23 protein-coding genes are annotated in these 25,247 nt (G+C 70.8%); 18 read left to right on the top strand and 5 right to left on the bottom strand.

Annotation, left to right across the window (positions count from 1 at the left end):
- Positions 1 to 266: 266 nt before the first annotated feature.
- Both AC069T_RS10200 and AC069T_RS10195 read left to right on the top strand, forming a co-directional pair.
- Positions 267 to 503, top strand: a complete 237-nt coding sequence (locus AC069T_RS10200; RefSeq protein WP_478782300.1) for an XRE family transcriptional regulator — start codon at positions 267 to 269, stop codon at positions 501 to 503.
- Between the two features lie 127 nt (positions 504 to 630).
- Positions 631 to 1,056, top strand: a complete 426-nt coding sequence (locus AC069T_RS10195) for a DUF3592 domain-containing protein (protein ID WP_478782299.1) — start codon at positions 631 to 633, stop codon at positions 1,054 to 1,056.
- Positions 1,057 to 1,226: 170 nt separating this feature from the next.
- Here the strand turns inward: AC069T_RS10195 and AC069T_RS10190 are convergent, their stop codons facing one another.
- Positions 1,227 to 1,922: a TetR/AcrR family transcriptional regulator gene (locus AC069T_RS10190; protein WP_478782298.1), complete on the bottom strand. Its 696-nt coding sequence runs from the start codon at positions 1,920 to 1,922 to the stop codon at positions 1,227 to 1,229.
- A 145-nt stretch (positions 1,923 to 2,067) separates the two neighbouring features.
- On the opposite strand from AC069T_RS10190, the gene AC069T_RS10185 reads away from it, so the two are divergent.
- Together AC069T_RS10185 and AC069T_RS10180 are read left to right on the top strand one after the other, a co-directional pair.
- Positions 2,068 to 3,195, top strand: a complete 1,128-nt coding sequence (locus AC069T_RS10185; protein ID WP_478782297.1) for an FAD-dependent oxidoreductase — start codon at positions 2,068 to 2,070, stop codon at positions 3,193 to 3,195.
- A gap of 184 nt (positions 3,196 to 3,379) precedes the next feature.
- Entirely contained in the window at positions 3,380 to 4,375 is a 996-nt protein-coding gene (locus AC069T_RS10180; protein WP_478782296.1) for a phage baseplate protein, read from the top strand.
- A 105-nt stretch (positions 4,376 to 4,480) separates the two neighbouring features.
- Here AC069T_RS10180 and AC069T_RS10175 read toward each other — a convergent pair whose 3' ends face one another.
- Complete coding sequence (locus tag AC069T_RS10175; protein WP_478782295.1) at positions 4,481 to 5,029, bottom strand: GNAT family N-acetyltransferase; 549 nt, start codon at positions 5,027 to 5,029, stop codon at positions 4,481 to 4,483.
- Between the two features lie 655 nt (positions 5,030 to 5,684).
- On the opposite strand from AC069T_RS10175, the gene AC069T_RS10170 reads away from it, so the two are divergent.
- From AC069T_RS10170 to AC069T_RS10105, 14 genes are all read left to right on the top strand, one after another.
- Positions 5,685 to 6,998, top strand: coding sequence for an MFS transporter (locus AC069T_RS10170; RefSeq protein WP_478782294.1), 1,314 nt, complete (start codon positions 5,685 to 5,687; stop codon positions 6,996 to 6,998).
- 139 nt (positions 6,999 to 7,137) lie between these two features.
- Positions 7,138 to 10,320, top strand: coding sequence for a condensation domain-containing protein (locus tag AC069T_RS10165; protein ID WP_478782293.1), 3,183 nt, complete (start codon positions 7,138 to 7,140; stop codon positions 10,318 to 10,320).
- Complete coding sequence (locus tag AC069T_RS10160) at positions 10,317 to 11,153, top strand: thioesterase domain-containing protein (RefSeq protein ID WP_478782292.1); 837 nt, start codon at positions 10,317 to 10,319, stop codon at positions 11,151 to 11,153. The genes AC069T_RS10165 and AC069T_RS10160 overlap by 4 nt, the downstream gene beginning before the upstream one ends.
- A gap of 357 nt (positions 11,154 to 11,510) precedes the next feature.
- Positions 11,511 to 12,530, top strand: coding sequence for a beta/alpha barrel domain-containing protein (locus AC069T_RS10155; RefSeq protein ID WP_478782291.1), 1,020 nt, complete (start codon positions 11,511 to 11,513; stop codon positions 12,528 to 12,530).
- 97 nt (positions 12,531 to 12,627) lie between these two features.
- Positions 12,628 to 13,470, top strand: coding sequence for a fumarylacetoacetate hydrolase family protein (locus AC069T_RS10150; protein WP_478782290.1), 843 nt, complete (start codon positions 12,628 to 12,630; stop codon positions 13,468 to 13,470).
- Positions 13,471 to 13,542: 72 nt separating this feature from the next.
- Entirely contained in the window at positions 13,543 to 15,240 is a 1,698-nt protein-coding gene (locus tag AC069T_RS10145) for a non-ribosomal peptide synthetase (RefSeq protein ID WP_478782289.1), read from the top strand.
- A gap of 4 nt (positions 15,241 to 15,244) precedes the next feature.
- The gene (gene asnB, locus AC069T_RS10140) at positions 15,245 to 17,017 is read left to right on the top strand and encodes an asparagine synthase (glutamine-hydrolyzing) (protein WP_478782288.1); all 1,773 of its coding nucleotides are present in this window, start codon (positions 15,245 to 15,247) and stop codon (positions 17,015 to 17,017) included.
- Entirely contained in the window at positions 17,014 to 18,441 is a 1,428-nt protein-coding gene (locus tag AC069T_RS10135) for an AMP-binding protein (RefSeq protein ID WP_478782287.1), read from the top strand. The genes asnB and AC069T_RS10135 overlap by 4 nt, the downstream gene beginning before the upstream one ends.
- Positions 18,438 to 18,671, top strand: coding sequence for an acyl carrier protein (locus AC069T_RS10130; RefSeq protein WP_476753368.1), 234 nt, complete (start codon positions 18,438 to 18,440; stop codon positions 18,669 to 18,671). The genes AC069T_RS10135 and AC069T_RS10130 overlap by 4 nt, the downstream gene beginning before the upstream one ends.
- A complete protein-coding gene (locus tag AC069T_RS10125; RefSeq protein WP_478782286.1) occupies positions 18,658 to 19,890 on the top strand; it encodes a cytochrome P450 in 1,233 nt (410 codons plus the stop codon). The genes AC069T_RS10130 and AC069T_RS10125 overlap by 14 nt, the downstream gene beginning before the upstream one ends.
- Positions 19,887 to 20,612, top strand: a complete 726-nt coding sequence (locus tag AC069T_RS10120) for a thioesterase II family protein (protein WP_478782285.1) — start codon at positions 19,887 to 19,889, stop codon at positions 20,610 to 20,612. The genes AC069T_RS10125 and AC069T_RS10120 overlap by 4 nt, the downstream gene beginning before the upstream one ends.
- The gene (locus AC069T_RS10115; protein WP_478782284.1) at positions 20,609 to 21,883 is read left to right on the top strand and encodes an APC family permease; all 1,275 of its coding nucleotides are present in this window, start codon (positions 20,609 to 20,611) and stop codon (positions 21,881 to 21,883) included. Before AC069T_RS10120 ends, AC069T_RS10115 begins: the two co-directional genes overlap by 4 nt.
- A gap of 42 nt (positions 21,884 to 21,925) precedes the next feature.
- Complete coding sequence (locus tag AC069T_RS10110; protein WP_478782283.1) at positions 21,926 to 22,654, top strand: thioesterase II family protein; 729 nt, start codon at positions 21,926 to 21,928, stop codon at positions 22,652 to 22,654.
- A gap of 72 nt (positions 22,655 to 22,726) precedes the next feature.
- Positions 22,727 to 23,050, top strand: coding sequence for an NIPSNAP family protein (locus tag AC069T_RS10105; protein WP_478782282.1), 324 nt, complete (start codon positions 22,727 to 22,729; stop codon positions 23,048 to 23,050).
- Between the two features lie 115 nt (positions 23,051 to 23,165).
- On the opposite strand, the gene AC069T_RS10100 is transcribed toward AC069T_RS10105, so the two are convergent.
- From AC069T_RS10100 to AC069T_RS10090, 3 genes are all read right to left on the bottom strand, one after another.
- Positions 23,166 to 23,909, bottom strand: a complete 744-nt coding sequence (locus tag AC069T_RS10100) for an SOS response-associated peptidase (RefSeq protein ID WP_478782281.1) — start codon at positions 23,907 to 23,909, stop codon at positions 23,166 to 23,168.
- A 186-nt stretch (positions 23,910 to 24,095) separates the two neighbouring features.
- Positions 24,096 to 24,395, bottom strand: a complete 300-nt coding sequence (locus tag AC069T_RS10095; RefSeq protein ID WP_476753376.1) for a YciI family protein — start codon at positions 24,393 to 24,395, stop codon at positions 24,096 to 24,098.
- A 10-nt stretch (positions 24,396 to 24,405) separates the two neighbouring features.
- Positions 24,406 to 24,942, bottom strand: coding sequence for a GNAT family N-acetyltransferase (locus AC069T_RS10090; protein WP_478782280.1), 537 nt, complete (start codon positions 24,940 to 24,942; stop codon positions 24,406 to 24,408).
- Positions 24,943 to 25,247: the final 305 nt, after the last annotated feature.

Raw genomic sequence — 25,247 nt, 5'->3', positions numbered from 1 at the left:
TCACAGACTAGAGGGTGGTCTGTACTGCGACGGAAGGGACGTCCGGGGCGTGGCCGCTGCTGCGGCGCCCCCGCCCCCACCGAACCGCGGGGCCCGCCCCTCCGCGGCCCGAGGCCCCTGCGGCAGGGTTGCCCGCACGGCCCATGAGCTGCGCGGTGGCCCGCCCCACACGGTGGGGCGCCCCGGAACCACTACGAACGGGTGTGCCCGTGCCCGAAGCCGAAACGCGGTTGCGTGAAAGCGCGCGGGCTGGGCAGGAGCCCTGAATGGTTCATCTCGCGCAGTTGTTGCAGCAGACCATGCGGCGCCGCCGTCTCACGGCTCAGGCCCTCGCGGAGCGGACCGGCATCCGCACGCCGCGGATCAAGGTCCTGGCCGAAGACGGCACAGCCGGGCCCATCCAGCCGACGGAGGAAGAGCTCGCGGAACTCGCCGCGGCCCTGGAGCTTCCGCTGCCCGAGGTGCTGGAGGCCGCCCGAGCCCCCGCCGGAGCTCCGGCCTGACCTCGGGGCCGTCGCGCGGATGCCGACGCCGTGGGCCCGCACAGAGAAGCGGCGCCGGTGAGGGCGGGGTGGCGGACACGGTCGCCCCGACCGCAACCGGTACCCTCGCACACGCGTCGCACCAGATATGCAACGCGTATGGCTCCTCGCACTCATCCCGCTGACGATCGGCGTGGTCTTCCTCGGCTTCGGCGCATACGGACTCCGCCGTGCCGCTGCCCTGCGTCGCGGGGGTGTCACGGCTGAGGGCCGGATAGTCCGCCACGACGTCAGGCGGGACCACGAGGGTGCCACCTACCGCCATCCGGTCGCCGCCTGGACGGCCCGGGACGGACGCGCGTGCGAGTACGCGTCGAGGCTCGGCCGCGGTTCCGTCGCGCGGGACTTTCGTGTGGGGGCGTGTGTCACGGTCCGCTACGACCCGCAAGATCCCCGCCGGTGTGCCATCCAGGGCTGGGACGCACCGACCGTCGACCGGGTGTTCACGGCCGCGGGATCGCTGCTCACCGCGGGGACGCTGGCGGTGCTGCTGGTCCGACTCCTCACTCTCTGACCGCGGACCCTGGTCTCTGACCGCGGACCCGGGAACCGGCGGGCGGTCCGGCCGCCGAGGCGGACCCGTTTCCGGAGAGCGCCGCGAATGGAGATCGCGTCCCGGAGCACGCCGGCCCGGCGGATCGCAGCGCCGTCTCCCCGAGTCTCCAGGGGCGGCCCGGGCGTCGGCTACGACGGTGCCGGGCCGGCCGCCCCTCGGCAGGCCGTGATTCCGGTGAGGACGAAGTCGATGCCGGCGACGAACTCCGCCCGGTCGTCATGATCACGTAGCTGTGCCGCGACGTTTCGCGTGAAGGCGTACTCGTCGGGGTCGAGGTCCGCCCAGGCGGCGGAGGCGGTGCCGAGGAACTCGGTCCGGTTCGTGCCCGTCCGGTGTGCGCGGGCGTTGGCCGCGTTCTGCCCGGCCACCCCGAGGATGTAGCTCAGCAGCGCGGACGCGGCGGTGAACTGGACGGTGGGGGGCACACCAAGTGCCTGCACGTGGCGTCCGAGGTGCTCGAAGACCCGGAGCATCGGCGACTGCCACGGGGCGCGCGAGAGCTGCGTGCCGATCCACGGGTGGACGTCGATCGCGTCGAACACGCCGAGTGCGAGGGCGCGGATCGCCTCGTGCGGCGACGTGTCGGCCGTGCCGGAGGTCATGATGTCGGCGACGACGGCGTCGGTGGCGGCATCGAGGAGCTCGTCCTTGCCGCTCACATGCCAGTAGATCGCGCCGGGCCCGGTGGCGAGACGCTCGGCCAGGGCGCGGAACGTGAGTCCGCCTTCGCCCGCCGAGTCGAGAAGCCCGACCGCCGCCTCGACGATGCGCTCCCGTGACAGCGGTTCCTTGCGTCGCTCCGGTCGGCGCGTCCTGGTTGCCATACGGACATCCTGACACATGCGTGGAACGCCGTTCCAGCTTGACATCCCTGGAACGATGTTCCAGCCTGAGCTGTCTGGAACGCGGTTCCAGAGCTGGTCTGCCGGGTGAGCAAGCGGCAGGCCCCGCGACAGCGAAGGGAACACCATGACCAGTGACGTCACGATCGTCGGTGCCGGACTCGGCGGACTGACACTCGCCCGCGTCCTGCACGTCCACGGCATTCCGGCGGTCGTCTACGAGGCGGAGGTCTCTCCGACCGCTCGGCCGCAGGGCGGCATGCTCGACATCCACGAGGACAACGGCCAGCCGGCCCTGCGGGCGGCGAACCTGATGGACGAGTTCCGCGGCCTCGTCCTGGAAGGGCGTGAGGCGATGCGGGTCCTCGCCCCGGACGGGACCGTGCTGTTCGACGACGACAGTGAGCGCGGGCGTCCCGAGGTGCTGCGCGGCGAGCTGCGGCGGATCCTGCTCGACTCTCTCCCGGCAGGCACCGTCCGGTGGGGGCACAAGGTCAGCGGTGTCCGCGCCCTCGGCGACAACCGCCACGAGGTGGCCTTCGACGACGGTTCCACCGTCGTCACGAGCCTGCTGGTGGGCGCGGACGGTGCCTGGTCGCGGGTGCGGCCGCTCGTTTCGGACGCGGTTCCGCAGTACATCGGCGGATCCTTCGTCGAGACCTACCTGTTCGACGCCGACACCCGGCATCCGGCCGTCGCGAAGGCTGTCGGCGGCGGGTCGCTGCTCGCGCTCGCGCCCGGCAAGGGAATCCAGGCGCACCGGGAGAGCGGCGGGACCCTGCACACCTACGTGGCCCTCTCCAAGCCCCAGGGCTGGTTCGCGGGCATCGACTTCACCGACTCCGCCGCGGCGGCCGAGCGGATCGCGCAGGAGTTCACGGGCTGGGCGCCGGAACTCACCGCACTGATCACCGACGGTGAGACAGCACCGGTCCTGCGCGCCCTCAACGCCTTGCCGCCCGAGCACCGTTGGGACCGCGTGCCCGGGGTGACGCTGCTCGGCGACGCCGCCCACCTCTCGGCCCCGAACGGCGAGGGAGCCAACCTGGCCATGTACGACGGCGCCGAACTCGGAAAGGCCATCGCCGCGCACCCGGACGATACCGAGGCCGCGCTCGCCGCGTACGAGCAGGACCTGTTCCCTCGCAGTGCCGCGGCAGCCACCGATGGCGCCCGGCTCCACGAGCTTCTCTTCGGCGACGACGCGCCCCACGGCCTGATCGACATGTTCGCCGGGGCCGAGCAGCACCGGTAGGTCACTCGCGAACACGGGTCCGTCCGGCCGGTGGAGGGCCCAACTCCCACGTGCAGAGGCGGTTTGACCGACCGTCCGCCGACGCCAGCGAGGCCGGAAACGGGCACGGCGGCCCCCGTCTGTCGCTGCCGAACCATCACGTAGATTCATGTCTGCTTTGCCATCGCACAGTCAAGGAGAAGACATGTTCCCGTCGACCCCGTCCGACAACGGCGCCGCGTTCCCGAGCCGCCGCAATCTGCTGCGCGCGGGTGGCGGCCTGGGCCTGGCCGCACTGGGCCTGGGCACGGGGGCGGGTGCGGCCTCCGCGGCGGTGCCCGCGTCCTTGCGCTTCGACCTGACGGAACCGTCGTACGACCTGTTCCGCAGCAAGACTCTGCGCGACAGCACCGTGCAGCAGGGATTCGTCTTCGACAACGTCAACCGCCGCCTGTTCGTCGTCCAGCGCCGCGACGGCACGTCGGAGACGGCCGGCGACCTGTGCGTGACCCAGCTCGACTTCGACGGCAACCAGGTCGGGTACATGTACCTCACCGGTTTCGGTCACGGGGTGTCCATAGGCGCCCAGGCCGTCGGCACCTCCACGTACCTGTGGACGGAGACCGACGCGAGCACCAGCGGCTACGGGACGCGCCTGGCCCGCTTCAAGTTCACCAGCGGCACCACGCTGACGACCAGTTCCTCGGCGCTGACCAAGCACACGCCCGTGACGGGAGCCACCTCCTACACCTGCGCGACCGACCCGGTGAACGACCGCCTCATCGTGCGTTACCTCCTCGACGGCGACCGGTACATCTCCGTGCACTCCCTGTCCGCGGCGGCGTCGGGTGACTTCAGCAGCCCGTTGTCCCGGTTCGTCATGCCCACCCTCAGCACGGCGTCGTCGGTGTTCCAGGGCTACACGGCGTACGGCCAGTATCTCTACGTGCTCACGGGCACCAGCTACGAAGCGAACGGGAACATCGTCGACTCGGAGGTCACCGCCATCGACCTCAACACAGGGAAGGTCGCCCAGGGGCCCGTTCTGACGCAGGCCGGCTCGACCCTCAGCTTCCGCGAGCCCGAGGGCATGGCCGTCTACCGGACGGTGGCCGGTGAGGTACGGCTGTTCCTCGGCTTCGCCTCCGGCGAGGCAGGCGACCGCCGCTCCAACCTCTTCTACAAGAACGCGCTCGTCTGACCACAAGCAACGCGGGGGCGCCGCCGCGGTACGAGGCCCCGGGGGGCCCGCTGGGACGCCCTGGGGTCAGTGGCACATCTCAAGGACGCTGCTTTCGTCCCGGACTCAACCCGACGGCGTGGCCGATGACCACACGCCGAACCACTGCTCGGCGCCGTACTCCTCGTACCGCTCCACCTCGCTGAACCCCAGCTTCGCCGCGAGGCGCATCGAGCGGTCATTGGCGGTCTGGGTGCGCAGCACGACCGGCTCGCCGGGAAGCGCGTCGGCGAACCAGTCCAGTGCGGCTGCGCACGCCTCGGCGGCGTACCCGCATCCCCAGGCCTCCGGCAGGAACAGGTAGCCGAGCTCGGCCTTCACGACATCCGGACGGATGTGCCCCGGACTCTCCGCGTCGTGTCGATCGAGCTTGACCACGCCGATCATCGCTCCGTCGAGATCGACCACGAAAAAGCCAGGGCGACGCCCGGGCACCTCGGGCGCCGTGCGCTCGACTTCTTCACGCGGCCGAGGGCCACCCAGGTAGGTGTGCACCTCCGGTGACGCGAACAACTCGATGAACGCCGCACGGTCCCGGGTGTCGGACTCACGGAGCACGAGCCGTTCGGTCCGTATCGGGGCGGGTGGCCAGGCGACGGGTCCGGGTCCAGTCATGGCGGGCAACCTATCGCACGCCCCTAGGGTGCTCCGAGGGGCAACGGCCGGAAAGACGCCGGGTTGAGTTCCAGCGGCGGACGCCGGCCCGGTTGCGGCGCGTGCCCGTGGCGGGGGAGTGGCGAGGATGTCGAAGGCCGGCGCGGCAGACGCGGCGGGCGTTCTCGGGGCTCAGGGGGCGACGGTGGAACGGGACAGCGCTGGGAGCGCGAGGTACCGGCTGATACTGCGCGGTCTTTTCAAGATCGTAAATAGTGATCGTTTCAGGTCGTCGGCGGAAACAATACGCTCCTGATCTGCACCATGTGCCGTACTCCGCCGGTCGTCGCGGACGCACGGGGCGATCCGCATGCTCCCCGTTTTGGACGGGCGTGGGCACGGTCTTTCAGCCAACAAGGAATGCGGCGGTGTGTGGTGGGGGCGGTTGGGAACCCGTACGCCTGTACACCTTTGTTCGTCTTAATAGCTTCCGGTTAAAAGGCGCCGGTTAATATGTTCCAGATGTGCGCCGCGAAACGCGCGACGTATTACTTGTGGAAATGGGGGATTACCGATGGGCAACCGTCGTGCCCGATCCGATGCGCGAGCCGCCGGCGTGCACGAGTTATGCAGGCGCGGCCCTTACCAAGGTTCACCAGGACGGGAATAGCTGCCGGTGACCGAAGAAACGAAGCAGCCTCTTCTTCATGAGCCGCCGCCCTCCGCTCCGGAAAACCTGTGGCACAGCCGCGACTTCCTCACGTTCTGGTCGGGCGAGACGTTCTCCCTGTTCGGGTCACAGGTCACCAATCTGGCGCTGCCGTTGACCGCGGTACTGGTGTACGACGCCACACCGCAACAGGTGGGGCTCCTGAGCTTCCTGCAACTGTCCCCGTACCTCTTCCTGTCGCTGGTCTTCGGAGTCTGGGTCGACCGCAGCCGCCGCCGGCCACTGATGCTGGCGGCGAACGCGGTCAGGATGGTGCTCATCGCGCTGGTTCCGCTGCTGTCGGCCCTGCACCTGCTGTCCATCGAGGCGCTGCTGGTCATCGCGTGCCTGGTGGGCGTCTGCTCCGTCCTGTTCGACGTGAGCTGGATGTCCTACGTCCCCGCTCTCGTCAAGGACCGGCGGCTCTACGTCGAGGCGAACCAGAAACTCAGCGTCACCCAGTCGACCTCCGACGTGGCAGGCCCCGGCGTGGCGGGTGTCCTCGTCGGCTGGCTCGGGCCCCCGACGGCACTGGTCCTGGACGCCTTCTCCTACCTCGCCTCGCTGATCAGCCTTCTGATGATCCGCACCAAGGAACCGGCCCCTGCGCCCCCGACGACCGAACGGCACCTGGGACGCGAACTCAAGGAGGGTGTGAGCTGGGTCTTCGGCCACCACCTGCTGCGCCCCCTGGCCGCGCTCGCCCCGTTCACCAACTTCTCGCTGACCAGCGTCTCCACGCTCTTCCTCCTCTACGGAGTGCGGGAGAAGGGACTGAGTCCTCAACTCGTCGGCCTCATCTACTCGGTGTCGTCCGTCGGTGCGCTGCTGGGGGCCCTGTCCTCGGCAGCGAGCATCCGCCGCTTCCCCACCGGCGCGGTCTACGGACTCGCCCTCACCGGCATCTACGTCGGCCCCCTCCTGCTCATCATCGCGGGCGGCCCAAGGCCTCTGATGATCGTCACGTTCATCCTGTCGCTGCTGATCAGCTACTTCGGCAGCGGACTGTCCAACGTCGTACAGCTCTCGCTGCGCCAGACCCTGACCCCCCAGTCACTGATGGGCCGCATGAACGCCGCCTTCCGCACGCTGCTGTTCGGCGGCGGAGCGCTCGGCGGGCTCTGCGGGGGGCTGCTGGGCGGAGCCCTGGGCCTGCGGACGGGCCTCGTCGTCCTGGTGCTCTGCTCGGCCGCGATGGTCGTCCCACTCGCCCTGTCCCCGGTCGTTCGTGTGCGCTCCATGCCCGAACCACGGGCGGAGACGGCCGAAACGGCCGGGTGACATCCGCACCGACGTCCGCCGCCCGCGCCCAGGCTCCGACCCCGTTTCCCCGCGCCGTCCGGAAGGACCGCCCCTCCGCGCCTCGAAGGAGTTCCCTTGTCCGCTTTGAAGTCGCCGATCACACCGGAGAGGACCTGACATGCACCCCAGTGAACGGCACGGTCCGGCGGTCGCCGACGAAAGCTTCCCGTCGGCCCACCCGGTCTCGTTCGCCCAGGAACAGCTGTACTTCCTGGACGAGTTGGCCTCCGGAGACACGGTCTACAACATCCTCATGGTGTGGCGGCTGACCGGCCCCCTGCGCGTCGACGTCCTCGAGCAGTCCCTCGACCTGGTCGTGGCCCGCCACGAGGCCCTGCGCACCACCGTCCACCGCGTGGACGACACCCTCCACCAAGTGGTGGCGCCGCACGCGTTCGCACCACTGCCCGTGACCGACCTGTCCGAACTCCCCGAGGCCGAACGGGAGATGCGGCTGCGCGCCGAGACCGACGCACTGCGCACCGAGCCCTACGACCTGGGCACCGGCCCGCTGCACCGCTTCTCCCTCGTCCGCCTGGGACCGCAGGAGCACGTCCTCTTCCAGGGCTTCCACCACATCGTCACCGACGGCTGGTCGACGGGACTGATCAACGCGGAGATATCCACCGCCTACCGCAGCCTGTGCAACGGGATGTCACCCGTCTTCGAGGAGACCGACCTCGACTACACCGATTTCGCCGTCGCGCAGCGCGAGCGTCTGCACGGTGCCGTCCTGGAGGAGGATCTCGACTTCTGGCGCGCGAAACTGGACCGGGTCCCCGTGCTCGACCTGCCCGCGGACCGGCCCCGACCGGTCGGCGGCGGCCACCACGGCGAGACCCTGAACAGGGATCTGCCCCAGGACGTCCGTGGCCTCGTCGTGCGGCTCGGCGACGACCACGGCGCCTCCCCGTTCATGGTGCTGGCCGCGGCCCTGAACGTGGTGCTCAGCCGCTACACGGGCCAGAACGACATCCCGCTCGGCGTCCCGATGCTGGGCCGGCCGGAGCCGGAACTGGAAACCGTCGTCGGCATGTTCGTCAACATGGCGGTGCTGCGCTGCGACCTCTCGGACGACCCCGCCTTCAGTGAACTCGTCGACCGGGTGGCCGACGGCACCCTGGAGCTGTACGAGCACCAGGAGGCGCCGTTCAACCAGGTCGTCGACGCCGTACGTCCGATCCGCGAGCCGGGCCGCAACCCGCTGTTCCAGGTCAGCCTGCAGATGCTCGGCGGCGCCACCTCCGGCGAGAACCTCTCCCTGCAGGGGGTGTCGGCAGAACTGGTACCGCAGGCCGCCGAGGGCGCCCGCTTCGACGTCGCGATCACCCTCGTCGACGACGGCACGACCCTGCGCGCTTCCGTGGAGTACTCCACCGACCTGTTCGACCCCTGGCGCATCGAAGCGCTCCTGGCCCATCTGGAGACGGTGCTGCGCGCCGCCGCGGCCGACCCGGACCGGCCGGTGTCGCGCATCGCGCTGGTCGACGAGGAGGAGAGCCGCCTGCTGCTCGCCGCGGGCCGCGGTCCCGAGGCCGAGTGGGACGGTGAGCCCGTGCCCCGGGCGGTCTCGCGTGTCGCGAGGCTGCGGCCCACCGCCACCGCGGTCGTCAGCGGCACGCAGGAGCTGACATACGCGGACCTCGACCGGCGGGCCGATGCCCTCGCCGCACGGCTGCGGACCGCGGGCCTCCTGCCGGGCGCGGTCGCCGTCGTGGTCAGCGACCGGTGGGCCGACGCCTGCGTCGCCGCCCTGGGCGTGTGGCGGGCGGGAGGGGTTGCAACCCACCTCGGCGTCGAGGAGGCCGCCGGGCAGCTGGCGTTCGTCGCCGCTGACACCGCCGCGGCCGTCGTCGTCACGGACGCCGATGCGCGGGCCCGCCTTCCCGAACCGTCCGGGTGGGCCGTGGTGGGGCTCGACACCGAGGACGGCCCGCGGCTCGCGGCCGCGCCGTCCGCGCCCCTGCCGGCCCACGAGAAGGACCCGGGCCTGGATCCGGGTGCGCCCGCCTGCGTCGTGTACGTGCCTGACGCGGCGGGGGAGATCCGCGGCGTGGTCCTCTCACACCGCACGCTGTCATTCACCGGCGAGGGTCATCGCCGGGCGCTCGAACTCGCGGAGGGCGACCGGCTGTTCGTCCTGCCGGTGTCCTCGGGCAACCTGCGGGGCGACGTGTGGGCCGCCCTGACGTGCGGCGCGACGCTCGTCGCGGCGACGCCCGAGGAGGGCGCGGACGCCGAACGTGTGGCCGCCCTGCTGAGGGAGCGCCGTGTCACCCACGCGCAGCTGCCGCCGGCGCTGCGTGCCCTGCTCGACCCCGCCGCACTGCCCGGCCTGCGGCACATCCGTGGCGCTGACCGTGAACCGTCGGGACGGGCCGCCGGGGCGTGGGCGCGGGAGGGGCGGCGGTTCGGCACGCTGTGGGGACCGCCCAGCGCCCCCGCGGCCTGCGCCGGTTCCGCGCAGGGAGGCACCGCGCCGCACGTCAACCGGTCGCTGTACGTCGTCGACGACGCACTGAACCTGGTACCGCGTGGTGTGACCGGCCGTCTCCTCGTCGGTGGTGCGGCGGGCAGCCTGGCCGACGGCTACCTCAACCAGCCGGAGGCCGCCGCGAACCGCTTCGTGCCGGACCCCTTCCACCCGGACCGCACCGCCTTCCTCAGTGACGAGACCGCCCGCTGGAGCCACGACCTGCGTCTGGAACTGCTCGGTGCCGCGGACGCGCGCATCGAGCGCCGGGGTGTGCCGACGTCACCCGCCCGCATCGAGACGCTGCTGAGCAGCCACCCCGGCATCGCCGCGGCCGTGGTCCTGGAGGACACGGACGAGGACGGGGCCTCCAGGGTGACTGCCTGCGTCCGCCCCGTCGGCGACCGCGCGCCGGCTCCGCCGGAACTCCGGGCCCACCTGGTGGGCCTGGCGCCCGACGCGCTGATCCCGACGCACTGGGTGGTGCTGCCCGCCCTGCCGCTGCGTGACGACTGGGAGGTGGACCGCGAGGCGGTGATCGAGCTGGTAGCGGCCGGGGGTGCCGGCGGCGCCGACCGCGCGGAGCCCCGCACGCCGACCGAGGAGGCCGTGACCGGCATCTTCTGCGAGGTGCTGGCGACGCCGGAACTGGGGGCCGAGGAGAGCTTCTTCGCAGCCGGCGGGAATTCGCTGCAGGCCATGCGTGCGGTCAGCCGCATCAACAAGAAGTTCGGCGTCAAGCTCAGCGTGCGGGCCATGTACGGCAACGTCACCGTGCGGGCGGTCGCCGCGCTCGTGGACGAGAAGACCGAAGAGGTGCGCTCATGACCAGGCCTTCCCCGCCCCACCCGGACGTGGACCGGATCGTCCCGCTGAGCCCCGAGGGCACCGCGGCACCGCTGTTCTGCGTGCACGCCAGCTCCGGCTCGGCGTACTCCTACCTTCCCCTGGCCCAGTTGCTCGGCGCCGACCAGCCCGTGTACGGGATCGAGGCGCCCGGCTTCGAAGGGGACCAGGAACCCGTGCCCTCCGTTCCCGACCTGTCCGCGCGGTACACCGCCGCCCTGCGGGAGTTCGTTCCGGACGGCGTGGTGCACCTGCTGGGCTGGTCACTGGGCGGCCTCATCGTGTTCGACATGGCACGGCGGCTGGCGGAGGCCGGCGCCGAGGTGGGCCAGGTGGTCCTCGTCGACACGAGCCCGCCGTTCCCGTCGCCCGTGCCGCCCGAGAGGGAGACCGTCCGGCGCTTTCTGCACGACGTCACCGCGTCGCTCGGCGTCGAGTGCGGAACCGAACTCGACGCGCTGACCGCAAAGTTCGCGGGAGACGCCGACGCCGTCTTCCGGCAGGTCGAACAGTCACGGGCCTTGCCGCCCGAACTCGAAGCGGACCTGCTGAGCGAGCGCTACACCGTGTTCCGCGCGCACGTGCAGGCGGTCCACGCGTACCAGGCACCCGGGCGGTACCACGGTCCGGCCTGTCATCTGCTGGCTTCGCACTCGCCCCCTCAGGACGGACGGTGGGCCCGACTCGTGCCCGACCTGACGGAGCACACGATCCCCGGGGATCATCATTCGATCTGGCTCGGTGACGGTCTCCAGCGGCTCGCGGGGCTCACCCGGGCCGCCCTGGCCGGCCTGCCGCATCCCGAGGGAAATTGAATGTTTACGTCGGGGGAAAGTGGCAAGAGAATTGGCTACAGAAATCCCGGAAATTGCTTGCCGTGGGGTGAGGAATTCCCTAGCATAATAGATACGCGCCGTCGGAAGACGGATTGTGCGAGGAAACTCCTGTGCCTTCTCGAAGCGCCCACCCCGGGGCCACCGCCGAAGCAGTGAGTTCTCGTCCGCCTCGGGTATGGCTGACGTCCCTCGCGTTCGTCCCGGAAACTCCGGATGAATTCCCTGCGTATTCCGGCGGTACCGGCGCTCTGCATTCTTTCGGCACACAGCATTCATGTCCCGCACGACAGAAGCACATCTCGGGCACCCATACGGATCTCAGTGAGGAGTGGCAGTATGTCCCAACCGGGCAGCCAGCTCATGGAAACCGCGAAGGTCGATCTGCTCGACTGCACGTTGCGCGATGGCATGTACGCCGTCGACTTTCAGCTCGACGAGACGTTCGTGACCAACTTACTCACACGCCTCAACGACACCCCGGTCACCAAGGTCGAGGTCGGCCACGGTCTCGGGCTGGAGGCGGAGAAGACGGGGATCAGGGCCTGCAACATAGACCACCGGCGCTGGGGCGAGCTGGCCGGCGCCACCCTCTCGGGCAAGCCGTGGGGCATGTTCGCCCAGCCGGAGTTCACCCGGCTGGAGACCGTCGAGACGCTGGCCAACAAGGGCATGACGTTCCTGCGGGTCGGGATGGAACCCGACCGGGTCCCCGACCACCTCGACTATCTGCGCCAGGCAACCGAGGTGTGCGAAGAGGTCTACCTCAACCTGATGAAGTCCAGTGCGACCCCCGTGGGCCAGCTCCTGGACAGCCTGGCAGGGGTGCCGGAGGCCCTGGAGGGGGTCTACGTCGTGGACTCCTACGGCGCGATGCTCCCCGGCACCGTCCGCGAGTACGTGAGCGCGGTCCGGGAGCACTTCGACGTCGTCGGCTTTCACGGCCACGACAACCTCGGCCTCGCGAACTTCAACAGCGTCACCGCGTACGACGCCGGCGCCACCATCGTGGACGCCACGCTCAACGGCATCGGGCGAGGCTCCGGCAACGCCTCCATCGAGGCCGTCGCCGGCATCCTCAAGCTGACCCGCGGCGACCTCTTCAACTACCAGGAACTCGCCAGGATCGCCGAGTACGCCCACCTCAACATGGAAGCGGTCCCGGAGGACCGCACGATGCAGGTGCTCGGCGCCGTCATCGGCATCCACTCGGGCTTCTTCCCGCTGGTGGAGGACCTCGCCGCCGAGTTCCGCGCGGATCCCGCGCGCCTGATGGAGACCGCGGTGGAGATCGCCGACCACAGCCCCCGCCAGAAGGACTTCCGGAGCGCCGCGGCCCGCTGCGGCTGCGCCGCCTAGACAGCGGGCCCCGTCACACGCCGGGGCGCCGTGGTCCGCGCCCCGGCCTCACCCGCACGACCCGCGCCGGCCGACCGATCGCGACAGAGGAGAAGCAGTGAAACTGGCCAGGACCTCCACCGGCAGCGACAGCAGTGAGATCGTCGTCGGTCACGACGGCAGATGGCTGCCCCTGAGCGGACTGCCGGGGTACGCCGGGGTCACCCGGATCGCCGACCTGGTCGGCGAGCGGGAACTGCAGGCCCTCGCCGGAGCCCTCGACCGGCACGGGGACGACCTCGCGCCGGTCGCGCTGAACACGGAGCTGGCCGCCACGGTGGCCGACCGCGACGCGGACATCTGGGGCGCGGGCCTCAACTACCAGCGCCACAGTGAGGACCTGGAGACCCAGCAGCCCGCCTCGGGCCCCGGCTCCTACCTGCGTCCCGGCGGATGTCTCATCGGCAACGCGGAGCACATCGAGCTGCCGGTCCAGTCCAAGCGGGTCACCGCGGAGGCGGAGCTCGGACTGATCGTCGGCACCGCCTGCAAGAACGTGGCCCGCGACCGGTGGCGGTCGGTGATCGCCGGGGTCACCTGCGTCCTGGACATGACGGCCGAGGACGCCATCCGCGAGAACCCGCGGTACATCCCGTGGGCCAAGGGATTCGACACGTTCTGCAGCGTCGGGCCCGTACTGGTCACCATGGACGAGTTCCCCGACGGCCTCGACGCCGTGCGGATCTCCACGGTCCTGAACGACGAGACGGTCGCGTCGGCCACACCGACCTCCATGAAGTACGACCTCGGGTACCTCGTCGAGTACTTCACCGCCGGCCGCACGCTCGCACCCGGCACGGTCCTGTGCACCGGCACACCCGGGGCCACCGTGATCAGCCCCGGAGACACGGTCCGTTCGGTCGTCGAGGGTGTCGGCACCCTCACCCACCCGGTGCGGTGACGGACCCCGTCCGTCCCCAGCACGCCATCGGCACGCCACACGACAGAGGAGGGCGAGGTGCACACCCGTCACATGACAGTCGTCGACGAGATCGACCGCGCGATACAGGAGTTCCCGGACGGCCCAGCCGTCCGCAATGCCGAACGTACCTTCAGCTACCGAGAGTTCGGACAGCTGGCCGACGACTTCGCGCGCCGGGTGGCCGAGCGCACCGAGCCCGGTGAGTTCGTCGGCATCCGAAGCCACCGGGACATCGGTGCCGTGGTCGCCATCGTCGGCGCGCTCAAGGCACGGCGCCCGTTCGTCGTCGTCGACGACCGGGACAGCGCGGCCTCCAACGCCGCCAAGGTGCGGCTGCTGGGGCTGCGGACCATGGCCGACGCGACATCGCCCGACGGGCACGTCGCGCTCGGCGAGGTGCCCGCGGCCTGGCTGCCGGCGGGCCCGACGGCCCCTGACGGGCGCCCGGTGGGCGGACCGCTGCCGGCCGGGACCGACGCCGGCTACGCCATCCACACCTCGGGCTCGACCGGCGAACCCAAGTGCGTGCTCGTGGGAGCCGACCCCCTCGCACCGGTGATCCGCGACCACGTCGAGCGGCTGGAGGTCGGTCCCGGCTCGCGCACCCTGCAGTTCGCCCGTCTCACCTTCGACGGATGCCTCACCGAGATCCTGTGGACGCTGTCCGCGGGCGCCTGCCTCGTCGTGCTCGACGAGTCCCGGCTGACACCCGGCTCCGTCCTGGCCGAGACCCTGGAGCAGTTCGGCATCACCCACCTCAAAACGACGCCGTACGCGCTGACGGTCACCGAACCGACCCCCGGCATGCGGCTTCGGCACGTGATCAACGGCGGTGGCCCCTGCCGACCTTCGGTGATCCGCACCTGGGCCACGGTGACCGCGTTCCACAACGCGTACGGACTCACCGAGACCACCGTGTGCAACCTGCTGACCGAGCCGCTCGCCCCGGGGAGTTGCCGGCACGCGGTGCCGCTCGGCTCGGTGGTCGGCGACTGCGCCTACCACCTGCGCACTGTGGACGGCGACATGGCCGGCGACCGCGGTGAACTCGTCGTCACCGGAGCGAGTGTGGCGCTCGGCTATCTGACCGAGGACGGCCTCGCACCGTTTCGTGAGCCCGGCTCCGAGAGTGTCTACGCCACCGGCGACATCGTCGAGGAGCGCGACGGCGCGCTGTACTTCGTGGAGCGGGTGGACCGGCAGGTCAAGGTCCGCGGCTACCGCCTGGACCCGGGCGAGATCGAGAACGCGGTCTGCCGACTGGACGGCGTCCTGGACGCCGTGGTCGCCGCCGAGTCCCACGACGGCGCCGACGGCAGCGACCCCGACGTGCTCGTCTGCTACTACCGCGGCGACGGCGACCCGCGAACCCTGCGGGGGCAGCTGGAGAACACCCTCGACCCGTACAAGGTCCCCTCGGTGCTCGACCGCGTCGCGACGTTTCCGCACACCCCGAACGGCAAGATCGACCGCGATGCGCTGCGGGCCGGCCGGCGCGACACAGCGCTGCGGGCGATCCTGCACAGCGAGCCCGAGCTGCGGGTCCTGCATCTCGTGCGCAGCCTCACCGGGGTGCAGGACGTGGAGCTGGACGACAACTTCTTCGACGTCGGCGGCGACTCCGCCTCCGCCGTGGTCCTCGTCAACAAGATGCGCGGACTTGGCTGGGTCGACGCCGGTGTCCGTGACGTGCTGCGGGCGGAGAACCTGCGGGTGCTCGCGGAGCAACTCCAGGAACGGGGCGTGTAGCGCGATGTGCGGCCTGTGCGGGACCTTCGCGCCGGACGGCACCCTGGACAGGGCCGTCTCCGCCACCATGCACGCCCGGCTCACCCATCGGGGGCCGGACGAGAGCTACTCGCTGAGCACACCCACGCTGTCCATGAAACTCGGCCGCCTCGGCATGACCGCGCTGCGTGACGGATGGCAGCCCGCCGAGGACGCCACCGGCCGCTACGCGGCCGTGACCAACGGCGAGATCTACAACGCCCCCGAACTGAGCCGACGTCTGGGCGTCCGGTCCGCCAACCGGGTGGACGTGGCCGTCGTGCCAGAACTGTTCGCACGGTACGGGACCGAAGGACTGAGCCTCATCGACGGCCAGTTCGCCACGGCGATCTACGACAGGGACCGCGAGCGGCTGCACCTGGGCCGCGACCGGTTCGGTATCTGCCCCCTCTTCTACACGGTGGCCGGCACCCACGTGCACTTCGCCTCCGAACTCAAGCCACTGGTGACCTCGGTGCCCGGGACGTGGTGGCTGGACGTCACCGCCGTCGACCAGTACCTCTCGCTCGGGAACATCGTCGCCCCCAAGACACTGGTGCGCGACGTCCACGCCGTCCCCTCCGGCTGCGTGGTCACGTTCGGCGACGGTGAACCCCGTACCACGCGCTACTGGCGCTACGGCGAGTTCGACACCGCCGCGGCACCCGCGACCGACGAGGAGATCCGCGACACGCTCGGCGGCGCGGTCGGCGACCGGCTGCACGCGGACGTCGAGATCGGCGCCTATCTCAGCGGCGGTTTCGACTCCTCCACCCTGGTTCTGGAGGCGACCCGCCTCCTCGAGAAACCGCCGAAGACGTTCTCCGTGCTCTTCGAGGACGCAGCCCTGGACGAGGGGCGCTTCCAGCGCGAGGTGTCGGAGACGGTGGGCAGCGAACACCGGCAGATCCGCTGCGGCCCCGCGGACGTGGCCGCCGGGTTCGAGGACATGGTGCGCCACTGCTGCTACCCGCAGCGCGAGACGTACAACGTGGCGGCGCGCATGCTGTCCGACGAGGTACGCCAGGCCGGGATCAAGGGAGTCGTCTCCGGCGAGGGCGCCGACGAACTGTTCTTCGGCTACGACTCCTACGTCTTCGACGCCGCGCGACGCCGCACGCCCCAGGGCCGCGAGGAGAACGCCCGCGCCTGGGGCCGGGCGGACTTCGGCTGGGAGGTCGACTGGGACCGGCTCGCCCGCCGGCGCCGGCAGTGCTACACCCCGCAGACCGAAGAGGCCCTGGCGGGGCGGGAGTTCTGGAGGGAACGGCTGATCCCCTACACCGACCAGGAGGCCGCCGCACTCACTCCGATGCAACTGCGCTCCATCGCCGACGTGTACGTACAGCTCGGCGGGCATCTTCTGGGCGACCACGGAGACCTGATGCTGATGGCGAACTCCATCGAGGGCCGTTACCCCTTCCTCGGCAACGGCGTGGTGGAACTGGCCCTGCGCACCGGGGACGACCGCAAGGTGGCCGACTTCGAGGGCAAGGCGTGTCTGAAGACGGCGTATGCCGGCGTAGTACCCGAGCGGGTGCTGACCCGCGCCAAACAGGGATTCACGGCCTACGGACTGGACGCCATCGCCGACGAACGGCAGACGGCACGCTGGCGTGACCTCGTCGCGGCCAGTGGGATCTTCGCGCCGGAGGCGTTCGACCGGCTGGTGGCCGATCCCACGCCCGACAAATGGGACGTACGCCTGAGTCTGATCAGTATCAGCGCCGTGATCGACGAGTTGGGACTGAAGCTGTGACGGATGCATGGAGCGACGTGATCGGCCCGCACCGCTGGCGCTCCGCGGAGACGGTCTGGGTGGAGCAGGAGGTCGAGTACGGCCGGGACCGAGTGGGAGAGCTCGCCGGGGCGGTCCGGCAGGCCGTCGCCCGCTACGAGGGTGCGCGCGTGGTCTGCCTGCGTTCGGACTCCCGGCTCGGCTTCTTCGCCGGCCAGTTGGGTGTGTGGCAGGCGGGCGGCCTGGCCGTGAGCGACGACGGCAGCCTCGGCGCCGACGTGCTCGACCGGGTCCGCCCGGACCTCACCCTGTTCGTCCGGGTGGGCGCGGGGGACGGTGCCGACGCCGTCGAGGAGGTCGAGCGGTCCGGCGAACGGCTGCCCGCCGACCGCATTCCCTCCGATGTCGTGGCGGTCAACTTCACCTCCGGCAGCACCGGCCGGCGCAAGGCCGTCGCGGTGACCCGGGGCAACCTGCTGGCGCTGTTCGCCTGCCGCGGACTGGACGTGCCCACACGTGGGACGCCGACCGCCGGCGGTTTCGCCGCGCCCGCCTTCGACGGCTGGTGGTTCGACACCTGGAAGGCGGTGGCGGCCGGCGGCCGCGTCGTCCGCCTGCCGCATGTCAACGAAGACGTGTTCGCCTGGCCGGAACTCGCCGAGCGCTACGGCATCGACCGGGTGCTGCTGCCGGCCGCCGTCGTCACCACGGTGGTCGGCGCCATGCCCGAATGCCTCGCCGGCATCCCCTGGGTCTTCAGCGGCGGCGAGCAGTTCCGCGCGGCCACCTACCGGCAGGCCCGCGCGGCCGGACTGACGAACCGCTTCGTGAACCTCTACGGTCCCACCGAGGCGACCTTCGCCACCCACCGGTACGACCTGCCGGAGGGGTTCACGGCCGAGACCATCCCCATCGGCGCCCCGCTGGACGGCTGCCGCCAGAGCCTGCTGCCGACGGACAGCTCCCCCCGGGGCCTGAGCCATCTCGTGGTCTCCGGGCCACTGGTCTGCGCCGGATACCTGGACGGCGGCCGGCTCACCGAGCCGTTCCCGGTGCACGGGGGAAGCGCCACCTACCGGACCGGTGACCTGGTGCGTGAGGACGACGCGCGCAACCTGGAGTTCGCCGGACGGCTCGACAACCAGATCAAGGTCAACGGCACCCGGGTGGACGCCGGGGCCCTGGAGCACGAGGCAAGCCGTGTCCCCGGTGTCCTCGACTGCCTGGTCGCCCAGGACGACCGGGGCACGGTCGCCTTCGTCCGCCTCGGCGGGGACCACCCGGCCGAGGACACCGTCCGCGCACAGCTCGAACCCGTCGTCCGGTCGTTCTCCGACGCGATACGGCTCCACCTCGTCGACGCGTTCCCGACGAAGGCCGGCGGGAAGACCGACGTTCCCTCACTCATGGACGACTTCTACATGGAAAGGGTAGGCAAGCGATGACACAGATCTCACCAGCCATGATCGTGGAGTGCCTGCGCAAGGTCCTCCATCGCGACCTTCCGGAGGACGAGGACATCTTCGAAGCGGGCGTCGACTCGCTGGCCGTCCTGCGGTGCCGTGCCCTGCTCAAGGAGCAGACCGGCGTCAAGGTGCCCGGGCACGTCTTCTTCGAGGGCCGCACCCCCAACCGCATCGCCGAACTGACGGGAGCACTCCATGTTGGTGGTTGAGGACAGCCCGCTGTACTCGGCGGAGTTCTTCGCGGTCGACGACCCCTGGTCGTACCTCGCCGACCTGAGGGAGAACCATCCGGTGTCGGTCCACCGGCGCCCCGACGGATACGAGTTCTACGCCCTGACCCGCTACGCCGACGTGTACGCGGCCTACGTCGACCACCGCCGGCTCAGCTCCGCCTTCGGGACGATGATCGACGGCTCGTACCGCCCCGAGAAGGACTCGGCCTCCGGCCGCATGCTCATCGTCGCCGACCAGCCCGAGCACACCGCCATCCGGCGGCCGATCAAACGCAGCGGATTCAGCCGGGACATGCTCGAGAAGGTCGGCCGGACGGTACGCCACAACATCCGTACGGCGCTCGGGGAACTGTCGGTGGGCGACCGCGTCGACTTCGACAAGGTCGTGGCACCCGAACTGCCCAAGGGAGTGCTGGAGGTCCTCTTCGGGATCGCCCCCGGGGACGCCCAGGCCCTGCTGGACGCCACCCGCACGATGATCGGCTACCGCGACGAGTCCTACACGGGCGGCTCGCCCCTGGACTCCCTCGTCGACGCGCAGATGGAGGTTCTCGACTTCATCGACGACCTCATCGGCCGGCGCATCGAGTCCGGTTCCGCCGACGACATGATCGGATTCCTCGCGCAGCTCGTCGCCTCCGGCGACATGCCCCGCGACGTGGCCCTGCTCAACGGCCTGAACGTCGCCGTCGGCGGCAACGAGACCACCCCGCACACGGCCAGTCTCACCGTCGACACCATCCACCGCGAACGGGCCCAGTGGCTCAAGGTCGTCGCGGGCGACGTGCCCGTCGACGTCGCCACCCAGGAATTCCTGCGCTGGACCTCGACCAACAGCTACGTGCAGCGGCTGACCCTCGAGGACTTTCCCGTCGGCGACCACGTGATACCGGAGGGCAGCTTCGTCACCCTGTGGAACATGGCCGCCAACCGCGACCCGGCCGTGTTCGACCGACCCGACACGTTCATGATGGACCGGCCGGACAACAAGCAGATCGCCTTCGGCGCGGGCGTCCACCGCTGCATCGGCGCCCCGGTGGCCACCTTGGAGATCCAGACCTTCGTGGAGGAACTCGCCGCCTGGGACAAGGCGTTCGTCGTCCTCGAAGAACCGCAGCGGCTGCGTTCCAACTTCATGCTGGGGCTGACCGAACTCAAGGTCGAGGTGGTCGACGCGAAGGACGCCGGCGCATGACCGCATCCGAGCAGAGCTGCCTGCTCGTCGCGTTCCCCGCGGCGGGTGCGGGCGGCACCACTACGGAACAACTGGAGAAGCTCGCCGCCCGGCGCGGCATGGGCTTCCTGTCCCTGGCGAACCCGCCGGATTCCCGGGCAGTCGAGTCCGGCGCATGGCAGGAGGACTGCGGCACGCAACTGCGGGAGGCCCTCGATGCCGCGGACGCCGCACGAGCCCTGCTGGTCGGGCACTGCATGGGGGGACTGTCCGCGCTGCGCCTGCACGACGGACTCGCCGCCCGGACCGGCCGGCCGGCCGGTCTGCTGCTCATCAACACGCCGTGCCCGGACCACGAGGGCCGCATCCCCACCATGACCCGCCTGACCGACGCTCAGATCGCGGAGATCCTCGCCCACGACGGGTTTCCGCAGGACCTCCTCGACGACGAGGACATGCTCGCGGAGATCGCCGACGGGCTGCGCGAGGACGCCTCGGTGGCCGACGGCCTCGCCGAGTGGATCCACACCACCGCCCCAGCACTGGACACCCTGCACGTGCTCTCGACGCGAGGCGACACGTTCATCCCACCACGCCACTGCGTCACGTGGCACGAGCGGGTCCGCGGAGAGTTCCACGTGACGGTCGCGGACGGAGGCCACACCATCGACGCTCCGCTGGCCGGACTGCTCGAACAGTGCGTCGACGCGGCCCTGCACCAGGTGCGTACGGAGGTGACGTGAGCGGGCTCCAGAAGTCGCTGGGCGGCGCCGTGGGAACCTTCCTGGCGCTGTCGACGATCCTCGGCAGCGGCATGATGATCCTGCCCGGCACCAGCTACCACACGCTGTCCCGCTCCGCGTGGATGCCCTGGGCCGTGGCGGCGCTCGCGGTCATCCCCCTGCTGTACTGCTACGCCTGGCTCGGACGGCGCCACCCGTCCGCGTCAGGCGTGGCGCACTACGCCGAGGTGGCGTTCAACCCCTCCCTGGCGCGGACCGCGGGAACGGCCGCGACGCTCGCCCTGGTCGCCGGCATCCCCGCGACCGCGCTGACCGGCGGACGCTACCTCGCCGAGTTCACCGGCGTGTCCGCCCTCACCTGGCTGTTCCCGGTACTGGCGCTCTGCGGCGCCACCGCCGTCGCGTGCGCCGGCACCACCGTGTCCGGCAGACTGCAGGTCGCCCTGGTACTGGCCCTCTTCGCGATGGTGGTGGGCATCGCCCTGGTCGGGCTCGGCTCCCACGGGGTGCGAGCGCCGAGCACCGACCTCCCCGCCTCGGGCTCCTTCGGCACGGTGCTCACCGCCGTGTTCGTCGCCTTCACCGGATGGGAGACGGTGGCCTTCACCTTCGAGGAGCACAAGCGCCCGGACGCCATCCCGCGCATCTTCGCGGCCTCGTACCTCATCGTCGTCGCCCTGTACGGACTGCTGCTCCTCAGCCTGTTCGCCACGGTCGATCCGCACGAGGACGGACTGCGGTCGGCGCCGCTGCTGCTGCTCGCGGAGCGGTCCCTGGGTGAACTGGGGCGTCCGGTCACGCTGGTCCTGGTGACCGCCGCCATCACGGCCAACGTCTTCGCCTCGGTGCTGGCGCTGTCCCGGCTGGTGTTCGGCATGGCGCGCAGCGGCTACCTCCCGGCCGGGCTGGTGCGCGTCCGCGAGCGGGACGGCAACCCGCTCACCGCCGTGGTGAGCGTCGGGGCACTGCTCACACTGATCACGGTCCTGAGCGCGAGCGGAGTCGTCCCGCTGGAGCGCCTCTTCACGTTCTCCGGAGGCGTGTACTTCGTCCTGTACGGAGTGGGGGCGGCGGCCTTCGCCCGGCTCGCGACGGGCGGGCCGGCCCGGGCCGTCACTCTCCTGTGCGCGGTGACGGTGGTGGGAGTCACCGTGCTGGCGGGCCCGTCCATGTGGCTGTGCTGGGCGCTGTTCGGGGTGCTCGCCCTGGCGGTCGCGCTCCTGCGCCGCCGGACGGTGCACGAGGACAGCCGTGAAAGCGTGCCGAACTGAGGCGCGGCATCAGCCGTACCCACACGAACGGAGGCAGGCGAGATGACGGGTGACGAGCGCTCCATGGTGATCTTCCCGGGGGCGGGGTCGTTCGGCGGTGAGTTCCGGGCGCTGGGTGACGCGTTCGGAGCGAGGTGCACGGTGGTGCGCTACCCCGGCCGCACCGGTCGCGACGCCGGGAAGCCCCCCGACTCCTTCGACGCGGTCGTCGCGTCGTGCGCCGAGCAGATCACCGGGCTGCCCGGCACACGGCCGGTACTGTTCGGGCACAGTTACGGTGCCTACGTCGCCTACGCGACGGCGCTCGCGCTCGCCGGGAGCGGCGTCGAGGTGGACGCGCTGGTGGTCGCCGGGGCGTCGGCCCCCGACCTGCTGCGCGTACCGCCCCGGGCGACGGACTCGCCCGAGGCCGCCGCGGCCTACCTCGCCGCCGTCGACCCCGGACAGTGGGCCGCCACCGCACCGGAGTGGCGCGAGGTGGTGGCCGAGACGGTCCAGCAGGACCTGGTCCTGCTCGCCGGTTTCACGCCGTCCGCGCAGCCGGCGCGCGTCTCGTGCCCGGTCCTGGCCGTCCGCGGTGCCGAGGACCCTCTGGCCGACGACGCCTCGGTGGGGCAGTGGCGACGCTTCACCCGGACGGAATGTGTCCAGCGGACGTTCGCCGGCGGGCACTCCGACCTCCTCACGTCCACCGAACTCACCGGCTGGCTCCGCGCCGAACTGGGCGTCGGCGCGCAAACGGGAGCCGGTCCGGGGCCATTCAGGGAGTGAGGAGCGCCCGGGCGGCTGTCCGCTCGGAGATTCGTACCCGGCCCGGACCGCCGCCGCGTCTAACCTCGACGCATGATCACTTGCGTTGTGCGCTACGTCATCGATCCGGCGAAGACGGAGGCGTTCGAGCGGTTCGGCCGCCGCTGGATGGAACTGGTCGACGCCAACGGCGGTACGCACCACGGCTACTACCTTCCCGCCGAGGGGGCGAGTGACGAGGCGCTTGCGTTGTTCAGCTTCTCCAGCCTCGCCGCCTACGAGGAGTACCGCGCGCTGTTCGGCGTGGACGTGGACTTCATCGAGGCCGACCGCATCCGCGACGAGAGCGGGTGCGTGCTGCGCTACGAGCGCACCTTCATGCGACCGCTGCTGCTCGGCGCGCAGAGTCGGTCCTGACCGGGCGCGACGGCTACCCGCGCCGGCGTCGTCAGCCGAGGCCCCCCGGAGCGGTACGACGGCTTCGTACAGGTGGGCGATGCGGCGAGGTGCACCTGACGGGCGTCCGGCACCGTCACGGAGCGGCCTCGTCGAGCAGCTGCGGGCCGTTGTTGCGGACGCTGTTGACGGCCGTGGTGACCGGCCGGGTCTCCAGGTGGCCGTCCGCGGGCCGACCGAGCAGGGAGCGCAGTTCGTCGGGGTCCCGGTGGTGCGGGTCGAGCCAGGCGTCGTAATGGTCCGGGGTGAGCGCCAGCGGCATGCGCGGGTGCACCCGGCCGGCCGCGTCGGTGGCCTCGGTGGTGATGATGGTGCAGGTCATCAGCCAGGCGGCCGGGTCGTCGTCCTGCTTGACGGCCGGGTCGCGCCAGTACTCGTAGAGTCCGGCCAGCGCCATCACCTGGTCGTCCTCGGGGTGGATGAAGTACGGCTGCTTACGCGTCCTGCCGGTGTCGGGGTCCTGGCTCGCCTGCCACTCGTAGAAGCCGTCCGCCGGCAGCAGGCAGCGGCGCTTGAGGAACGCGCGGCGAAAGGCGGGCTTCTCGTGGACCGTCTCCACCCGCGCGTTGATCATCCGGGCGCCGGCCTTCACGTCCTTCGCCCACGAGGGCACGAGTCCCCAGCGCAGCGGCCGCAACTGCCGCTGCGCTGACGCAGGTTCGTCCTGTCCGCGAGCGGCGCGCTCGAGGACGGCCCACACCTCGTCGGTCGGCGCGACATTCCAGTTCGGCGCCAGGCTCTCCTGGGCGCGCCAGTCGGCGACCTGGAAGAGCTGGACCAGGTCCTCGGGGCTGCGGGTGGAGACGTAACGACCACACATGCCACCACTGTGCCATCGTCCGCCCCGTCGGGAGCGCCCTTCACCGACCCGTGTCGGCCACCCCGTCGGGGAGACGTTCCCGTGTACGGCCCCCGTCAGCACACCTACGGGGAGCTGCTCGCGGCGCAGGACGAGCTGATCGCCTCGGCGGGCGCCTGCTGCCTCCCGCCCTCCAGCTCGTGCCCGTCAGGCCGGGAGCTGCTCCTTGTAGCGCTCCAGTGCGGGTGCCGTCTTCGTGGCGAAGAACTCCGTGATCCGGTACGCGCACACCCCGGCCTTCGTGAAGGGGTCCGCCTCCGCGATCTGCTCGGCACGGGCGCGGTCGATGCCGGCCGCGAGCAGTATCCCGCCGTCACGCGGGTCCTTGCGGCCGGAGGCGATGACGACGCCCTCCTCGTAGAGGGTGTCGAGCCATGCCACATGTGCCCGGAGGTGTTCCTCGACGCGCTCGAGGGGTGCCGTGTAGGTCAATTCCATTACGAACATGACCGGAAGGTTAGTGGGGTGCCTCCGTGGGGTGCGCGCCCGGAGGGGTTGTTCCGTACCGGCCCGTGGTGAGGTCACGTCGGTAGCGCGTGCCGGCGCGCGCGTCGAGGGTGATGTCCTCGACGGCGGTGAACCCATTGCGGGTGAGGACTGCGCGTGAGGCCGGGTTGTCCTGCGTGGTGCACGCGGTGAGGGTGACGAGCCGGTAACGGGTGGTGGCCAGTTGGCATACTTCGGAGACTGCGGCGCGGGCGACGCCACGGCCGGTGGCGTGCTGCGCGATGCGGTAACCGAGTTCGGCGCTGCCGTTGTGGACGTCGACGAGGTTGACGCGGCCCAGCAGGGTGCCTCGGTCGTCGACGACGAGGTGGAAGTGGCAGGTGCCGGTGTCCTGCTCCGCCAGGAGCGCCTGGTGGCGGTCGGTGAACTCGGTGAAGTAACCGTCCCCGCGGTCGGGCACGCTGCGGGCGAAGTACGCGCGGTTCTCCTGCTCGAAGGCCAGCAGGGCAGGTGCGTGATCGGCCCGCAGTCGCTCCAGCTTCGTCATGCACGGCAGCATACGAACCCGGCGATCACGTGCCGGGAGTCCCTGCCCGGGGTGGCACGGTACTGGTGCCGAGGGGTCTGGTCCGGGGCCGGTTCCCGGTGGAGGTGCCGGGGTTCCCGTGCCGGCGCCGGGCCCCGGTCCCGGACCAGGCCGGTCGAGTACCCATGGACGGGCCGGTGGTAACGGGCAGTTGTGCACAAAGGCCGTGACGGTGATCCACAGAAACGGGTGGGGGGGGGGGGGGGGGGGGTGGGCCCCCCCCCCCAGGGCTGTCGTTTGTCGCCGCTTCCAACCGTGTCCACAAC

Source organism: Streptomyces sp. NPDC043867, from assembly GCF_056435845.1.
Note: the sequence above shows the minus strand (reverse complement) of the source record. Positions and strands in the feature narration are given on the sequence as shown.

Excerpts from the sequence above, each read along its gene's own strand:
- AC069T_RS10200 (WP_478782300.1), top strand. The coding sequence starts at position 267 with ATGGTTCATCTCGCGCAGTTGTTGCAGCAGACCATGCGGCGCCGCCGT.
- AC069T_RS10195 (WP_478782299.1), top strand. The coding sequence starts at position 631 with ATGCAACGCGTATGGCTCCTCGCACTCATCCCGCTGACGATCGGCGTG.
- AC069T_RS10190 (WP_478782298.1), bottom strand. The coding sequence starts at position 1,922 with ATGGCAACCAGGACGCGCCGACCGGAGCGACGCAAGGAACCGCTGTCA.
- AC069T_RS10185 (WP_478782297.1), top strand. The coding sequence starts at position 2,068 with ATGACCAGTGACGTCACGATCGTCGGTGCCGGACTCGGCGGACTGACA.
- AC069T_RS10180 (WP_478782296.1), top strand. The coding sequence starts at position 3,380 with ATGTTCCCGTCGACCCCGTCCGACAACGGCGCCGCGTTCCCGAGCCGC.
- AC069T_RS10175 (WP_478782295.1), bottom strand. The coding sequence starts at position 5,029 with ATGACTGGACCCGGACCCGTCGCCTGGCCACCCGCCCCGATACGGACC.
- AC069T_RS10165 (WP_478782293.1), top strand. The coding sequence starts at position 7,138 with ATGCACCCCAGTGAACGGCACGGTCCGGCGGTCGCCGACGAAAGCTTC.
- AC069T_RS10160 (WP_478782292.1), top strand. The coding sequence starts at position 10,317 with ATGACCAGGCCTTCCCCGCCCCACCCGGACGTGGACCGGATCGTCCCG.
- AC069T_RS10155 (WP_478782291.1), top strand. The coding sequence starts at position 11,511 with ATGTCCCAACCGGGCAGCCAGCTCATGGAAACCGCGAAGGTCGATCTG.
- AC069T_RS10145 (WP_478782289.1), top strand. The coding sequence starts at position 13,543 with ATGACAGTCGTCGACGAGATCGACCGCGCGATACAGGAGTTCCCGGAC.
- asnB (WP_478782288.1), top strand. The coding sequence starts at position 15,245 with ATGTGCGGCCTGTGCGGGACCTTCGCGCCGGACGGCACCCTGGACAGG.
- AC069T_RS10130 (WP_476753368.1), top strand. The coding sequence starts at position 18,438 with ATGACACAGATCTCACCAGCCATGATCGTGGAGTGCCTGCGCAAGGTC.
- AC069T_RS10125 (WP_478782286.1), top strand. The coding sequence starts at position 18,658 with ATGTTGGTGGTTGAGGACAGCCCGCTGTACTCGGCGGAGTTCTTCGCG.
- AC069T_RS10120 (WP_478782285.1), top strand. The coding sequence starts at position 19,887 with ATGACCGCATCCGAGCAGAGCTGCCTGCTCGTCGCGTTCCCCGCGGCG.
- AC069T_RS10110 (WP_478782283.1), top strand. The coding sequence starts at position 21,926 with ATGACGGGTGACGAGCGCTCCATGGTGATCTTCCCGGGGGCGGGGTCG.
- AC069T_RS10105 (WP_478782282.1), top strand. The coding sequence starts at position 22,727 with ATGATCACTTGCGTTGTGCGCTACGTCATCGATCCGGCGAAGACGGAG.
- AC069T_RS10100 (WP_478782281.1), bottom strand. The coding sequence starts at position 23,909 with ATGTGTGGTCGTTACGTCTCCACCCGCAGCCCCGAGGACCTGGTCCAG.
- AC069T_RS10095 (WP_476753376.1), bottom strand. The coding sequence starts at position 24,395 with ATGTTCGTAATGGAATTGACCTACACGGCACCCCTCGAGCGCGTCGAG.
- AC069T_RS10090 (WP_478782280.1), bottom strand. The coding sequence starts at position 24,942 with ATGACGAAGCTGGAGCGACTGCGGGCCGATCACGCACCTGCCCTGCTG.